The 14,044-nt window shown below is 57.3% G+C and carries 16 protein-coding genes; 7 read left to right on the top strand and 9 right to left on the bottom strand.

Features of this window, described 5'->3' with window-relative positions; genetic code table 11:
- Positions 1-172 precede the first annotated feature (172 nt).
- Together L0664_RS12340 and L0664_RS12335 are read right to left on the bottom strand one after the other, a co-directional pair.
- Positions 173-850: a hypothetical protein gene (locus L0664_RS12340; RefSeq protein WP_235226153.1), complete on the bottom strand. Its 678-nt coding sequence runs from the start codon at positions 848-850 to the stop codon at positions 173-175.
- A gap of 72 nt (positions 851-922) precedes the next feature.
- Positions 923-3,220 carry a DNA topoisomerase IV subunit A gene (locus L0664_RS12335; protein WP_235226152.1) on the bottom strand — a complete coding sequence of 766 codons (2,298 nt, stop codon included), beginning with the start codon at positions 3,218-3,220 and terminating at the stop codon, positions 923-925.
- Positions 3,221-3,383: 163 nt separating this feature from the next.
- On the opposite strand from L0664_RS12335, the gene L0664_RS12330 reads away from it, so the two are divergent.
- The 6 genes from L0664_RS12330 (at position 3,384) to L0664_RS12305 (ending at position 7,442) form a co-directional block, all read left to right on the top strand.
- A complete protein-coding gene (locus L0664_RS12330) occupies positions 3,384-3,863 on the top strand; it encodes an SH3 domain-containing protein (protein WP_235226151.1) in 480 nt (159 codons plus the stop codon).
- 34 nt (positions 3,864-3,897) lie between these two features.
- Positions 3,898-4,725: an SDR family NAD(P)-dependent oxidoreductase gene (locus tag L0664_RS12325; RefSeq protein WP_235226150.1), complete on the top strand. Its 828-nt coding sequence runs from the start codon at positions 3,898-3,900 to the stop codon at positions 4,723-4,725.
- 59 nt (positions 4,726-4,784) lie between these two features.
- Entirely contained in the window at positions 4,785-4,988 is a 204-nt protein-coding gene (locus L0664_RS12320; protein ID WP_235226149.1) for a twin transmembrane helix small protein, read from the top strand.
- The gene (locus L0664_RS12315; RefSeq protein ID WP_235226148.1) at positions 4,988-5,560 is read left to right on the top strand and encodes a cob(I)yrinic acid a,c-diamide adenosyltransferase; all 573 of its coding nucleotides are present in this window, start codon (positions 4,988-4,990) and stop codon (positions 5,558-5,560) included. The genes L0664_RS12320 and L0664_RS12315 overlap by 1 nt, the downstream gene beginning before the upstream one ends.
- 194 nt (positions 5,561-5,754) lie before the next feature.
- On the top strand, positions 5,755-6,513 hold the full coding sequence (locus L0664_RS12310) for an electron transfer flavoprotein subunit beta/FixA family protein (protein WP_235226147.1): 759 nt from the start codon (positions 5,755-5,757) through the stop codon (positions 6,511-6,513).
- Complete coding sequence (locus tag L0664_RS12305; RefSeq protein WP_235226146.1) at positions 6,513-7,442, top strand: electron transfer flavoprotein subunit alpha/FixB family protein; 930 nt, start codon at positions 6,513-6,515, stop codon at positions 7,440-7,442. Before L0664_RS12310 ends, L0664_RS12305 begins: the two co-directional genes overlap by 1 nt.
- 54 nt (positions 7,443-7,496) lie before the next feature.
- On the opposite strand, the gene L0664_RS12300 is transcribed toward L0664_RS12305, so the two are convergent.
- A complete protein-coding gene (locus L0664_RS12300; RefSeq protein WP_235226145.1) occupies positions 7,497-8,303 on the bottom strand; it encodes a DUF6473 family protein in 807 nt (268 codons plus the stop codon).
- 151 nt (positions 8,304-8,454) lie between these two features.
- Here L0664_RS12300 and L0664_RS12295 point away from each other — a divergent pair, with 151 nt between their 5' ends.
- Positions 8,455-9,330 (top strand): 3-hydroxybutyryl-CoA dehydrogenase, encoded by an 876-nt coding sequence (locus tag L0664_RS12295; RefSeq protein WP_235226144.1) that lies wholly within the window; start codon positions 8,455-8,457, stop codon positions 9,328-9,330.
- Positions 9,331-9,333: 3 nt separating this feature from the next.
- Here the strand turns inward: L0664_RS12295 and L0664_RS12290 are convergent, their stop codons facing one another.
- From L0664_RS12290 to L0664_RS12265, 6 genes are read right to left on the bottom strand one after another with little or no spacing between them, the layout of a single operon-like run.
- Complete coding sequence (locus tag L0664_RS12290) at positions 9,334-10,215, bottom strand: lysophospholipid acyltransferase family protein (protein ID WP_235226143.1); 882 nt, start codon at positions 10,213-10,215, stop codon at positions 9,334-9,336.
- 29 nt (positions 10,216-10,244) lie between these two features.
- Complete coding sequence (locus L0664_RS12285) at positions 10,245-10,514, bottom strand: HPr family phosphocarrier protein (protein ID WP_235226142.1); 270 nt, start codon at positions 10,512-10,514, stop codon at positions 10,245-10,247.
- Between the two features lie 3 nt (positions 10,515-10,517).
- The gene (locus L0664_RS12280; RefSeq protein ID WP_235226141.1) at positions 10,518-10,919 is read right to left on the bottom strand and encodes a PTS sugar transporter subunit IIA; all 402 of its coding nucleotides are present in this window, start codon (positions 10,917-10,919) and stop codon (positions 10,518-10,520) included.
- Positions 10,920-10,929: 10 nt separating this feature from the next.
- On the bottom strand, positions 10,930-11,829 hold the full coding sequence (gene rapZ / locus L0664_RS12275) for an RNase adapter RapZ (RefSeq protein ID WP_235226140.1): 900 nt from the start codon (positions 11,827-11,829) through the stop codon (positions 10,930-10,932).
- Positions 11,830-11,836: 7 nt separating this feature from the next.
- Positions 11,837-12,292, bottom strand: coding sequence for an HPr kinase/phosphorylase (locus L0664_RS12270; protein ID WP_235226139.1), 456 nt, complete (start codon positions 12,290-12,292; stop codon positions 11,837-11,839).
- Positions 12,293-14,044, bottom strand: a complete 1,752-nt coding sequence (locus L0664_RS12265) for a sensor histidine kinase (RefSeq protein WP_235226138.1) — start codon at positions 14,042-14,044, stop codon at positions 12,293-12,295.

Raw genomic sequence — 14,044 nt, 5'->3', positions numbered from 1 at the left:
TTACCATGGTCAACGTGACCAATCGTGCCGATGTTTACGTGCGGTTTATTACGTTCAAACTTTTCCTTAGCCATGATCGAGGCGCCTTGTCATTCGGGGGCCATATGTGTGCCCTGTTCAACATCGCGGGCGATGTATTGCGGATGGGCGCAAAGATCAAGGGTGTTGTGGGCTAGGGCAGACCGATCGTGCCGGGCGGATTGGTTTGGGCCAGCAGTTCGGCGGGGGGTTCTTGCGGCGGCGCGATCAGGTCTGGATTGTCCTCAAGCACGTTGCCTTCGAGGATCGTGTCGTCTGCTTCGAGGATTTCAGGCGTGCCGCCAAACCAATCCGCGTTTTGGCGCATTGTGCGTTCGATGGCGCGCGCGGCGGTGAACGACAGCCCTTCCATCTGTTCTTCGGCGGAGCGGGTGAAACCGGTGCCGATCAGCGGGATGTTGCAGCAGGGTTCAAAGACGGTGATTTGGATCGCTTCATCGTTGAGCTTTTCCTGCGTCGAATCCTCAAAGAAATTCACGGTGAAAATCAGCACGGATTTGGGGGAATAGACCAGCGGGACGCCGGGGTAGGCCAGAACGTAGCCTTCGACGGCGACGCCGACGTGAAAGAATTTATCACCGAAATAGCGCGCTTCGCCGAGGCGGTCTTGGACGGCGGTGACCATCGCGGCCTGCCACGCATCATCACTGACAGTGCGTGAAAACGGGCCTTGGACGGGTTCGTTGACGACGGCGATGTTATGGCCAAGGCGAAACGCCCCGATTGCATCCGGTGCATTGGCCAGATCATCCCGAATGCCGCCACACGCGGTCAGGCCGATCAAGCCCAACAAAGCCAAGAAATTTCGCATATCCGCCCCTTTATCAACGCCCCATGCCTAGCCCAAGAGGCGCGAGCCCGCAATCGCCGCCATGATCACAGTTTAGGTAAAGGTGTTGTCGCGCGGGAATCCGCGTGGGGCCATGCGCCCAGCGCCTGCACGTTTTGCCGCCCATTCGCCGAGTTCGGTTTCCGTGCGGGTGCGCCCCGCCGGATCGAGCCATGACAGGCCATCCGCCATCGTGAAGGTCGTTGCATCAGACAATCCGCCGTCTTTGTATTTTTGCAGACGCACGCCTTTGCCGCGGCCCATTTCGGGCAATTCATCGATGGGGAACAACAGCACTTTGCGGTTTTCACCGACGCAGGCGATGTGATCGCCCACAACGTCGCTACAGACTTTGGCGCGCACGTCGCCTTTGACGTTCAGCACTTGTTTGCCCGCGCGGGTCTGCGCAATCACGTCGTCTTCGGGGACGATAAATCCGTCGCCCGCAGAGGACGCCACGAGAAGTTTGTTGCCCGGTTTGTGGATGAACAGCGCGACGATTTCGGCCTCGTTGGGGAGGTCCACCATCAGGCGCAGGGGTTCGCCCATGCCGCGCCCGCCGGGCAGGGTTGATGTGCCAATCGTGTAGAATCGCCCGTTGCTGCCGAAGGCCAGCAATCGGTCCGTCGTTTGGGCGTGGAAGATAAACCGCCCTTCGTCGCCGTCTTTGAATTTTAGTTCACGGGCCAGATCGATGTGGCCTGTCATCGCCCTGATCCAACCCATTTTGGAACAAACGACCGTAACAGGTTCTTTGTCGATCATCGCCTCAAGGGGGACGTCTTCGACGACGCCTGCTTCGGCGAATGTCGTGCGGCGCGCGCCGTTTTCATAGGATTTGCCGAACGTTTTGCGGGTTTCACGCAACTGGTCGGCGATGGTCTGCCATTGCAGATCTTCGCTGTCCAACAGGTCTTCGAGGCCTGCGCGTTCCAGCATCAGGGCGTCGCGTTCTTTGACCAGTTCGATTTCTTCGAGGCGGCGCAAAGAGCGCAGGCGCATGTTCAAAATCGCCTCTGCCTGAACTTCGGTGAGGCCCATTTCGCCACCCGCGACGGGGGACACATAGTCAGCTTCGTCCATGGCGCGGACGTGGGTTTTACCCCAATCCTCGGCCATCAGGGCGGTTTTGGGGCTGTCGTCGTAGCGGATAATGTCGATCACGCGATCAAGGTTGAGGAAGGCGATAATAAAGCCTTCGAGCACCTCAAGACGGTGATCGATCTTTTCCATGCGGTGCTGGGAACGGCGGATCAACACATCGCGGCGGTGGTCAAGGAAGGCGCGCAGCACTTCTTTGAGGGAACAGACCTTGGGCGTCAGGCCGTCAATCAGCACGTTCATGTTCAGGCTGAACCGCGTTTCCAGATCGGAGTTGCGGTAGAGCATGCCCATCAGAACTTCTGGATCGACGTTCTTGGATTTGGGTTCTAGTACGATGCGGATGTCATCGGCGCTTTCGTCGCGCACGTCGGCGAGGATCGGGACCTTCTTAAGCTGGATCACCTCTGCGAGCTTTTCGATCAGCTTGGACTTTTGGACCTGATAGGGAATTTCGGTGACGATGACCTGCCATTGGCCACGGCCCAGATCCTCAACCTCATAGCGGCAGCGCAGACGGAAACCGCCTTTGCCGGTGCGGTAGGCGTCGGCGATGTTTTCTTTGGGTTCAACAATCACGCCGCCTGTCGGGAAATCGGGGCCGGGGATATATTCAAGCAGGGTTTCATCGCGCGCGTTCGGGGCCTTGATCAAATGCAGGCAGGCGCTGATGAGTTCTTCGAGGTTATGAGGCGGGATGTTGGTGGCCATGCCCACAGCGATGCCGCTGGACCCGTTCGCCAAAAGGTTCGGGAAGGCGGCCGGAAGAACAACAGGTTCTTCGAGTGTGCCATCGTAGTTTTCACGGTAATCAACGGCGTTTTCGTTCAGCCCTTCCAACAGGGCTTCAGCCGCGGCGGTCATCCGCGCTTCGGTGTATCGGGCCGCCGCAGGGTTGTCGCCGTCGATGTTGCCAAAGTTGCCTTGGCCATCCACCAGCGGGTAGCGGACGTTAAAATCCTGCGCCAATCGCGCCATGGCATCGTAAATCGCGGCATCACCGTGGGGGTGATAGTTGCCCATCACGTCGCCGGAAATTTTGGCCGATTTACGAAAGCCGCCCTTGGAGGCGAGTTTCAATTCACGCATCGCATAGAGGATTCGACGGTGAACAGGTTTCAGCCCGTCCCGCGCATCCGGCAGCGCGCGGTGCATAATTGTCGATAACGCATAGGTCAGATAGCGATCACCCAGCGCGCGGCGCAGGGGTTCGGTCGGGTTCATCTTGGGGTCTAGCGTATCATCATTCATAGATTGTGTGTAACGGCGTGGCAAAAGCGCGACAACGGTGAATTCGGATGCGGGCGTTTAATTTTTCCCCGCAAAAAAGTTAATATTTACCCTGACGGAACGATCACGCCTTTGTTAAGTTGGGGTCGTAAACAGTAAATAGAATCTCTGGGGGGTTCTCATCATGAAAAGCTATGTTTGGCTGACCTTTGCTTTTATGGGCTGGGGCTATTACGAAATGTCGGGCGGCGCGGACTTCGTGCCCGAGCAGCGACAGGTGGCTGAAGCCGCCGTTGTTGAGCCCGAAATCGTCGCCCGTGCGGAAACGACAACGCTGCTGTCCGTGTCGTCATCCAACGTGACACCACAGCCAGCACTTGCCGAGCCTGAAATCACCGTCGCGGTTGAGCCGGAGGTTGCGCCAGAGGTGATCGAAATCATCGCCCCCGCCGTTGAGCCGAAATTGGACATCCGCGCAGTCGCTGGAAGCCGCGTGAACATGCGGATGGGGCCGGGCACCGGATTTGATGTGATCACGACGCTGGAAGGTGGCACCAAGCTGGAAGTTCTCAGCATTGACGCCCAAGGTTGGGCGAACGTCAGCACGGAACGGGGCCTTGAAGGCTGGATGGCCGAACGCCTTTTGACCGACCCGGAAACCTGATTGCCGCGCCCGCGATTGCGGGGCATCAAGCGGCATGAAAAAATCAATTCTGATCACAGGCTGTTCTTCTGGAATTGGCTATGACGCGGCCCATGGAATGCGGGACGCAGGATGGCGTGTGTTTGCATCCTGCCGCGCGCAGGCCGATTGCGACCGCATGAAGGCCGAAGGGTTTGAAAGCCCGCTGCTGGATTACAACGACACGGCGACGCTGGAAACCGGACTGGCCGAGGTGTTGGCGGCCACAGGCGGGACGCTGGATGCGCTGTTCAACAACGGCGGATTTGGCACACCGGGTGCCGCCGAGGATTTACCCCGCGAGGCTTTGCGCGCAAATTTTGAAACCAATGTGTTTGGTGTCCATGATTTGACGGTGCGCGTTATCCCCGTGATGCGCGCCCAAGGCCACGGGCGGATTGTGCAACATTCGTCTGTTCTGGGCATGGTCACGATGCCGTGGCGCGCGGCCTATAGTTCTACGAAATTCGCGCTTGAGGGGCTGACGGATACGCTGCGCCTCGAAATGGCGGACACCAATATCAAGATCGTGACGATGAACACCGGGCCTGTGACGTCTGAAATCCGCAAAAAATCGATTCCGCATTTTGAAAAATGGATTGATTGGGAAGGGTCACCGCGCCGCGCGTTGTACGAAAAGCGCCTGCGCAAGCGGCTTTATGAAGATCGCGGGCCGGACAGGTTTGAATTGCCTGCGTCAGCGGTGACGGCCAAGCTGTTGACGGCCTGCACCCATTCCAACCCCAAGCCGCGCTATTACGTCACAACGCCCACCTATCTAATGGGTTTTTTGCGCCGCATTTTGCCGACCCGCGCGCTTGATCGTGTTTTGGGCAAAGGTTAGCCCTTCCCTTCTGTACAATGCCGCCTACCTTTCGGACTGAATAACAAAGGACCAAATTCATGGCTGACGATCCGTTTTTCTATGTCATTCTTGTTGCATGCCTTGTTGTGCTTGCCATTCTGGCATGGGGCCTGTCGACATTTCAGGCCGGTGGTGACAGCAAGAAATCCAACAAAATCATGCAGCTGCGCATTGTCGCACAGTTCGTTGCTGTTGTGCTGATCGTGGGCTTTGCATACGTCCGTAGCCAAGGAGCCAACTGATGGTCGTTCTCAACAAGATTTATACAAAGACAGGTGATGCCGGCGAAACGGCGCTTGGCAATGGCAGCCGCGTGGCAAAACATTCATTGCGGGTGAACGCCTACGGCACGGTGGATGAAACCAACGCAACCGTTGGTCTGGCGCGCCTTCACGCGACAGGGCCGATGGCGGACCAACTGGCGATGATCCAGAACGATCTGTTTGATTTGGGTGCCGACCTGTGCCGCCCCGATATGGAAAAGGACGCCGATGCGGAATATCCGCCCCTGCGCATGACGGATGCGCAAGTGACGCGGCTGGAAAATGAAATTGATGCGATGAATGATGTGCTGTCGCCCTTGCGTAGTTTTATCCTGCCCGGCGGGTCTGCTTTGGCCGCCCATCTGCATTTGTGCCGCACGGTTTCGCGCCGCGCTGAACGGTTGTCGGTGGAATTGGCCAGCGTGGAATCGGTGAACCAATCGGGAGTTAAATACCTGAACCGGTTGTCCGACTGGTTCTTTAACGCGTCCCGCATTGCCAACGACAACGGCAATGACGACGTATTGTGGGTTCCGGGCGCGAACCGCTGACGGCGGCCTAGTTCCTTAAGAATATCAAAATCAATCCTTCTGGATTGGCGTTCTTCCTTGACTTGGTGAAATTTTTGGGCGTTTTTTCACAAACGCGACGTCAGGATGAACCCCTGCGTCGATTCTGACCTATTTTTCGACCGCCCCGTGCGGTATCCGAAACAAGAATTTGAACCTCTAGGGAGAAACCGCTGATGAAGGTCCTCGTACCCGTCAAACGCGTGATTGATTATAACGTGAAAGTTCGTGTGAAAGCGGACGGTAGCGGTGTTGATCTCGCCAATGTCAAAATGTCCATGAACCCGTTTGATGAGATTGCTGTCGAAGAGGCGATCCGCCTGAAAGAAGCTGGCAAGGCCGAAGAGGTCATCGCCGTTTCAATCGGCGTGAAGCAATCCCAGGAAACGCTGCGCACGGCGCTGGCGATGGGTGCGGATCGCGCGATTTTGGTCGTGGCCACGGATGATGTGCACAATGACATCGAACCGCTGGCCGTTGCGAAGATCCTGAAAGGCATCATCGACGAAGAACAGCCCGGTCTGGTTTTGGCCGGCAAGCAGGCGATCGACAACGACATGAACGCGACGGGCCAGATGCTGGCTGCGCTGACAGGTTGGGCGCAGGGCACATTCGCATCCGAACTGGATGTGGACGGTGACAGCGCGACAATCACCCGCGAAGTCGATGGCGGTTTGCAAACCATCAAAATCAAGATGCCTGCGATTGTGACTGTGGATCTTCGTTTGAACGAGCCGCGCTACGCGTCCTTGCCAAACATCATGAAGGCCAAGAAAAAGCCGTTGGATGAAAAGACACCCGCCGATTACGGCGTTGATGTTGCGCCGCGTCTTGCTGTCGTCACCACTGCGGAGCCTGAAACACGGGCCGCTGGTATCATTGTCGGTTCTGTTGATGAACTGGTCGAGAAACTTAAAGAAGCGGGGGCTGTGTAATGGCTGTTCTTCTGATTGCTGAAGTCGTGAATGGTGAGCTGTCCGTGGACGCGACCGCGAAGGCGCTGAGTGCTGCCACACAAATGGGAGACGTGACCGTGTTGTGTGCGGGTTCTGGCTGCCAGGGCGCTGCCGCTGAGGCTGCGAAGCTGGCGGGCGTTTCCAAGGTTTTGTGCGCATCTGACGATGCCTATGGCCACGATCTGGCCGAACCGATGGCCGATCTGATCGTGTCGCTGGCGGGTGATTTTTCCCACATCTGCGCACCCTCTACTGCGGCGTCCAAAAACATCCTGCCCCGCGTGGCGGCGATGCTGGACGTGATGATCATTTCCGAAGTGATCGCTGTGGTTGACGCGGATACGTTCCAGCGTCCGATCTATGCGGGCAACGCGTTGCAGACTGTGAAGTCTGCGGATGCGACCAAGGTCATGACCATCCGGACCGCAACGTTTGACGCCGCTGGTGAAGGCGGGTCTGCGTCCGTTGAAGAAATCGCTGCTGTCGCAAACCCCGGCCTGTCCGAATGGGTTGAAGACAAGGTTGCGACGTCTGATCGCCCTGAATTGACGTCTGCGGGCGTGGTTGTGTCCGGTGGACGCGGTGTCGGGTCCGAAGAAGACTTCAAACTGATCGAAGGTTTGGCTGACAAACTGGGTGCGGCTGTTGGCGCGTCCCGTGCGGCGGTAGATTCCGGTTACGCACCGAACGACTGGCAGGTTGGCCAGACGGGTAAGGTTGTGGCCCCTGATCTGTACGTTGCTGTTGGTATTTCCGGCGCGATCCAGCACCTTGCTGGTATGAAGGATTCCAAAGTGATCGTTGCGATCAACAAAGACGAAGAAGCACCGATTTTTCAGGTTGCCGATTTCGGTCTGGTTGCGGATTTGTTTGAAGCCGTGCCCGAGCTTGTTGAAAAGCTGGGCTAAATCGCTGCTACAGATTTGTGAAAGGCCCGCCCGATGTGGCGGGCCTTTTGCGTTTTAGTCCAACCCGCGCCGCAGCGGCGTGCGCAGGGCCTTGGCGGCGGCGATATGGGCGTCGGGGCCCATTGCTTCGCGGGCGGTCAGTTCCTCTAACGGGGCGAAAAGCATGCCGTCGGTGCATCCTGGTTCAGCGATAACCTCAACGATATCGGCGACGTAGGGGCGCAATTGGTTCAGCATGCCGCGCGTCACGAATGCAGGTTCCCCCCCTTGGGCGACCTTGCGCGGCGCGCTTGGGGCCAGCCACAACAAGACCACAGGCCCGTTTGCCTGCCCGATGAGCGCCTTCATGCGGCGCACCCACGTTTGTTCCAACTGATCGCGAACAAGCGCGAAACGGTCTTCGTCCACGGCGCGCAGCCTTGCGATCAGATGACCTGTAAAGGCGATTTCAGAAAAATCGATTTCGGGATAAAGCGCTTTCAACTTTTCGCTGGGCGCGATGAAGCGGTCGTTGCGGCGCGGATGCACTTTGTAAAATGTATTGCTTTGGTTCACGGCGCCGACAATCTGGATCACCGTCGCCGCTGCGTCATGGCACAGCGACTGGATTGCAGCATCTTGCAAAAACACGTCTGGCCCGCCGGATTGACAGCCGAGGTTCACGCAGACTTCACCGATTGCTGTTTCAATCAGGTCGGGGAACGGTTGCGCGATGTATTTCCCGAATGTTTCTGATCCGCCTAAAACGGCAATGTAGCGCCCGTTTATTGGGCGCATCGGCCCGCGAAACGATACTCTGGACGTGCCATAGTTACACGGTGTCAGGCGCAATGCGCCCCTTGGTCTTATTTCGGTTTTCATAGGTCCCACCCTTGCTAAATTTACACTCACCACCGCCAACATTCTGCCGATTCCATTGCCAATCCATTAATGGGTCAATTTGACTAAATCCCACCGCTTGAGGCTGCCTGTTGGCGCGCCTATGATGGCGCGACCAGATAGGACATCGGACATGAGCATTGAACGGATCGGCGTCGTGGGCGCAGGGCAAATGGGCAACGGGATTGCCCATGTGTGCGCATTGGCGGGATATGAGGTTTTGATGACCGATATCTCTGACGATGCCCTGTCGGCTGCGATGGTGAGCGTTGGCAAAAATATGGACCGGCAGGTATCTAAGGGTCTGATAACCGAAGATGAAAAGGCCGAAGGGTTGCGCCGTATCGCAACAACGATGACGCTGACGGACCTGGGGCCCACCGATCTGGTGATCGAAGCCGCGACCGAGCGCGAGACCGTCAAACAGGCGATTTTCGAAGACCTGTTGCCGCATCTGACGCCGGACACGATCCTGACATCGAACACATCATCTATTTCGATCACGCGGCTTGCGGCGCGCACGGATCGGCCTGAAAAATTCATGGGGTTCCACTTTATGAATCCCGTGCCGATCATGCAGCTGGTCGAACTGATCCGCGGGATTGCCACAGATGCGCCCACATTCGATGCCTGTAAGGGTGTCGTGGACCGCCTTGGAAAGACATCGGCAACGGCCGAAGATTTCCCCGCGTTTATCGTCAACCGCATCCTGATGCCGATGATCAACGAGGCGATTTATGCCCTGTATGAGGGCGTCGGGAATGTGGAATCCATCGATGTGTCGCTGAAACTGGGCGCAAACCATCCCATGGGGCCGCTAGAGCTGGCGGATTTCATCGGGTTGGACACGTGTTTGGCGATCATGACGGTGCTGCACGACGGATTGTCAGACACCAAATACCGCCCCTGCCCGCTTTTGACGAAATACGTTGAAGCCGGATGGCTGGGCCGCAAAACAAAACGCGGGTTTTATGACTATCGCGGTGAAACACCCGTTCCGACGCGCTGATTTTCAGTCTTCTTTCAACGCCAGTGTACGTTCGCGCAGCCACGCCATAAACGCGCGTGGATCTTTGCTGCGGTCTGCCCATTCATCAGGCGTGATCGGCTTGCCGATGACGGGTTTTTGTGGCTTGTCGAAGGCATAGGCGACTTCGTGGATCAACAGACCCTGCCGCAGCGTCGCGTTGATCTGGTTGGCGATCTGATAGGCCCGCGAATTGCGGCCCGGAAAGAAACACGGGACGATTGTCGCGCCGGATCGTTTGATCATTTTGGCGGTGAAGACGTTCCATTCCTGTTCGATCGCGGGGCCAAACGCCGTGTCAGAGGACGCGACAACGCCGGATGGGAACAAGGCAATCAAACCGCCGTTGGACAGATGTTCCATCGCTTTGGCGCGCATTTCGATCATCTTTTTCTGCGCGTCTTCTTCGTGCAAAAACGGAACGGGTATCATGTAGTTGGACGCAGATTCATCGATGCCGGTCAGCAAAGACCGCGTCAGAATGCGGTAATCGTTGCGCCGCCGCCCGATCAGATCAGCAAGGATCATACCATCCACCAAACCGTGCGGGTGATTGGCGACAAACATGACAGGGCCGGTTTCGGGGATGTTATCCAACTGGTCCTGCGGGGTCTGGATTTCGATCCCCATGGCCTTCATCGTGGCAGGCCAGAACGCCTGTCCCTTGGGTGTGCCCATCTTTTCGAACCGCCGCACGCGACGAATAACTTTGATCTTACCGGTCACCCATTCCATCGCCATGATGAACCAGCGTTTGGTGTTGCTGTCGAAGGTTTCGGAATAGGTCAGGCTGCGGCGATCATACACGCGCGGCGCGTCGTCGGCATCTGCCGCTTCGGTCTGCGAACTGTTGGTCTGATCGGTCAAACGCGATTTCCTAGAATGGGCGGGACGGCTTAGTCCCCTTCACCAAATTTATCTGCGACGAGTTCTGCAAGCGCTTCCATAAGCGCGTCAGCCTGATGGCCCTTGGTTTCAACCTCAATAGAGGTTCCGTTAGAAGCTGCCAACATCAAAAGCCCCATAATGCTGTCCCCATCGGCGGACATCCCGTCTTTGGACACTTCGGCGGTCGCATCAAACTTTTCAACGACTTCGACAAACTTGGCCGAGGCCCGGGCGTGCAGCCCCTTGATGTTGACGATGTTCAGCGTCTGCACAGCCATACATTAATGTCCTGTATCCAGATCAACAGAGTGGCTGTCGATGTATTTTCTACCCGCATCAAGCGCAGCGTTTACAGCATCCGGCACCGTTTTGCTGCGCGACTTGGCAAGTTTGACCAACATTGGCAGATTTGCCCCATACATGATCCGGCGGTTTTGAGGACTACAGGCCCGCAACGACAAATTGGACGGTGATCCGCCAAACATATCCGTCACGATCACAACGCCATCGCCTGTATCGACACTGTCAGCGGCGTCACAAATTTCGGCCTGTTTGGCGGCACGATCATGGTCTGGGGTGATCGTAATGGCCAGAATTCCGGTTTGCTGGCCGACAACATGTTCAACAGCGGACAGATATTCCGCCGCCAACCCGCCATGTGCCACAATCACAATACCGATCAAATCCGCAATCCTACGATCCAGTTTTGCCCGACAGACTCACTGCGTGTCGGTCCAATTCTCGGTGACGTTTAGACACTTGCCACCCCTGTTGCGCAAGGGCCAAGGCGACCTGTTCTGCCACGTAGACCGAACGGTGTTGCCCACCGGTACAGCCAAATCCGATGCTGAGGTGTGATTTACCTTCTTCGCGAAACGCTGGCAGCAACATGACGATCAAGTCCGTGACTTTGGCCTTGAACGCTGCAAGGCGCGCGTCGGTTTCGATATAGTCGCCGACCCGCGCGTCTTCGCCGGTCAGCGCGCGCAAGGATGCATCCCAATACGGGTTTTTCAAAAAGCGGCAATCGAACGCCATGTCGATGCCTTTGGGCAATCCGCGTTTGTAGGAAAACGATTGCAGCGTAACGCCAAACAGTGCGCTGCCTTCATGGCCGAACCAGTCTGTCAGGCGTGCCTTTAGATCGTGGGGCGAAAGTTCGGATGTATCGAGGAGAAATTCGGCCTGATTGCGGATCGGCGTCAGCAAGTCTGCTTCGCGGCGGATGCCCTGAATGGCAGGTTCTTTGGGCGCAAGGGGGTGGCGGCGGCGCGTTTCGGAATAACGGCGCACCAGCGTGTCTTCATTGGCTTCCAGATACAGCATTTGCGCGTCGATTTCGGTTCGCAGGCGCAGCTGGTTCAGAACATCATTGACGCCATTCGCGGAAAAATCACGGTTGCGCACATCTATGCCGATGGCCATCGGGCGCGGCATTTCACCACCCGTCAGGCGGGTGATCAGGGACAGTGGCACGTTGTCGATCCCCTCAAACCCGAGATCTTCGAGAATATTGATCGCCGTTGAACGCCCTGCGCCGGACGGGCCGCTGACCACGATGAGTTTCTGGGGAAGATGGTTTTCAGATTGCATTCTGTACCTATTGTCCATTCATGCTGCCATGCAGCATATAGTGCAGGACGGCGTCAACGAAATAGGTGGTGTCGGGGTTGTGAAGAACGTGGATGTCATGCCCCAAAAGCGTGACTGATTTCTTTTCGGGCAAGCGGGCCGTTTCCTGCCGCCCCAGATCAACAATCAGATGCAGGGGCGCGGGCCCATACGAAGGGGCGTTCAGCAGACCTATGCCGCGTGCTTCTATTTGGCCGTCTATCGCGGCGGGGCAATGGGCGATCAGCGCGTCTGGCGTATGTTCAAGCCACGTGATGTCATCTGCCAAAAGCTGCGCCCCCCGCGCCATGCAGGCAAAAGCGTGGCCGGATTTGCCCGAACCTGACGGGCCGGTAAAGGCAACGGCCTTTCCATTGATGACGACGGTACTGGCATGCAGTTGCAGGTGGCCGTCCGGCCCATTTTTGGGCGCGACGGACAGCATTCAGACAGGCAAACCCACGACAAACCGCGCGCCCAGGGGTTCAGACCCGATGTCGGCATCGGTGGGGCGGATGTTTTCGGCCCAGATGACGCCGCCGTGCGCTTCGACGATCTGTTTGGAAATCGCGAGTCCAAGGCCGGAATTGTCACCGAATTGCTGTTCAGGGCGTTCGGAGTAAAACCGCTGGAACACTTTTTGCAGCGCGCCGTCGGGGATGCCGGGCCCTGTGTCTTCGACGACCACGAGCACGCGGTTTTCACGTTTGCGCACCCAAACGCGGATCGCGTCGCCGTCTTCGCAAAACGACGTGGCGTTGGAAATCAGGTTGACGAAAACCTGCGCAAGACGCCCTTCGAGGCCCATGATTTCAATCGGATCTTTGGGCAGGTCAGAGATGAAATCGACGCCCTTTTGTTTGGCTTCGTTGCCAAGAAATTCGGTCAGATGGGTCAGCGTTTTGATGAGGTTGAACGGCTCTTCCTCTTCTTTGACCAGCTCGGAATCCAGACGCGAGGCGTTGGAAATATCGCTGACCAAACGGTCGAGGCGCTGCACATCGTGGTCAATCACGTCGAGCATTTTGTCGCGGTGATCTTCGCGTTTCACATTGCGCAGCGTCCCCACAGCAGAGCGCAGCGACGCCAGCGGGTTCTTAATCTCGTGCGCGACGTCAGCGGCGAATTGTTCGTTGCCTTCGATGCGTTCAAACAACGCTGAGACCATGCCACGCAGCGCGCCGGACAGGCGGCCAATTTCATCGGGACGGCCCGTAAGATCAGGGATGCGGATGCTGTGGGGCGACATTTTGCGCGCGTTGCGATCGCGGCCCAATTCAGCCGCCTTGGCCAAATCCGACAGCGGGTGAGCAATGGTCGAGGCGAGTGCGAGGCTCATGACAATCGACACCACGATCCCGATCAGGAACATCTGCAAAAGCTGTTCGCGATCCCGCGTGACGAGCGCGTCCAATTCACCGGGCGCGGAAACCAGCGCGATAACACCGACCGGCGTGCCGCCCTGCTGGACGACGGGCGTTAGCGCTGTGAAAAATGACCGCCCTTGCGGGTCTTTCTGGGTGTCGATCCACGTGCCCGTTTCAAGGGTTGCTGCAACAGACCCCTGCAACTGTTCGGATATGTCGGGCGTTGTGATCGCCGCATCGCTTGCGCCAAACAGCCCTGCCATCTTTTGCAGGAACGCGCTGAGGGCGTTTGTCAGAAATACACCACGGTCCTGCAATTCAAGGCCCGGAACGGGCGCGTCTTGCGGCGTGGGATCGGAATATTTCTGGACAACAACACCGCTGGTATCAAGCAGATACACATCCACACCGCCGCGCAGATCGAGGTTTTCGAGCGTCATCTGCGCATCCATTCCGTCCCCGCTCATGAGGTTGACGGGGGCGTTGACGGGCAATTGGGCCTCAAACACGTCGGCGATCAATTCAACCTCGTTCACCAGCGCACTACCGCGTTGATAGGCGAGGTTGTCGCGCGCCGGATTGAGGTAAAGCACGCCCGCAACAAGCACGATCAACCCGAACAGGTTGAACGTGATGATTTTACGGGCGAGAGGGGATTTACGCAGATGGAAGATGCCGCGCCGTTTGCGGCGTTGCGTCATCGCATCATCAGCCCGCGGTGCCACAAAGTCATCACCAAGAACGACGCCACCCGAAGCCTGCGCAGCGTCGCGCACGGACTTCAGATCACGCACGTCGATCTTGGTGTCAATCTTTGGGGCAACCGTCAT

The sequence above is a fragment of the Octadecabacter dasysiphoniae genome (assembly GCF_021532615.1).
Taxonomy (GTDB): Bacteria; Pseudomonadota; Alphaproteobacteria; order Rhodobacterales; family Rhodobacteraceae; genus Octadecabacter; species Octadecabacter dasysiphoniae.
This window is presented reverse-complemented; position numbering and strand designations above follow the sequence as displayed.

Bases quoted from the DNA above. Each gene is read 5' to 3' on its own strand.
- L0664_RS12340 (WP_235226153.1), bottom strand. From the start codon at position 850: ATGCGAAATTTCTTGGCTTTGTTGGGCTTGATCGGCCTGACCGCGTGT.
- L0664_RS12335 (WP_235226152.1), bottom strand. From the start codon at position 3,220: ATGAATGATGATACGCTAGACCCCAAGATGAACCCGACCGAACCCCTG.
- L0664_RS12330 (WP_235226151.1), top strand. From the start codon at position 3,384: ATGAAAAGCTATGTTTGGCTGACCTTTGCTTTTATGGGCTGGGGCTAT.
- L0664_RS12325 (WP_235226150.1), top strand. From the start codon at position 3,898: ATGAAAAAATCAATTCTGATCACAGGCTGTTCTTCTGGAATTGGCTAT.
- L0664_RS12320 (WP_235226149.1), top strand. From the start codon at position 4,785: ATGGCTGACGATCCGTTTTTCTATGTCATTCTTGTTGCATGCCTTGTT.
- L0664_RS12315 (WP_235226148.1), top strand. From the start codon at position 4,988: ATGGTCGTTCTCAACAAGATTTATACAAAGACAGGTGATGCCGGCGAA.
- L0664_RS12310 (WP_235226147.1), top strand. From the start codon at position 5,755: ATGAAGGTCCTCGTACCCGTCAAACGCGTGATTGATTATAACGTGAAA.
- L0664_RS12305 (WP_235226146.1), top strand. From the start codon at position 6,513: ATGGCTGTTCTTCTGATTGCTGAAGTCGTGAATGGTGAGCTGTCCGTG.
- L0664_RS12300 (WP_235226145.1), bottom strand. From the start codon at position 8,303: ATGAAAACCGAAATAAGACCAAGGGGCGCATTGCGCCTGACACCGTGT.
- L0664_RS12295 (WP_235226144.1), top strand. From the start codon at position 8,455: ATGAGCATTGAACGGATCGGCGTCGTGGGCGCAGGGCAAATGGGCAAC.
- L0664_RS12285 (WP_235226142.1), bottom strand. From the start codon at position 10,514: ATGGCTGTGCAGACGCTGAACATCGTCAACATCAAGGGGCTGCACGCC.
- rapZ (WP_235226140.1), bottom strand. From the start codon at position 11,829: ATGCAATCTGAAAACCATCTTCCCCAGAAACTCATCGTGGTCAGCGGC.
- L0664_RS12270 (WP_235226139.1), bottom strand. From the start codon at position 12,292: ATGCTGTCCGTCGCGCCCAAAAATGGGCCGGACGGCCACCTGCAACTG.
- L0664_RS12265 (WP_235226138.1), bottom strand. From the start codon at position 14,044: ATGACGGTTGCCCCAAAGATTGACACCAAGATCGACGTGCGTGATCTG.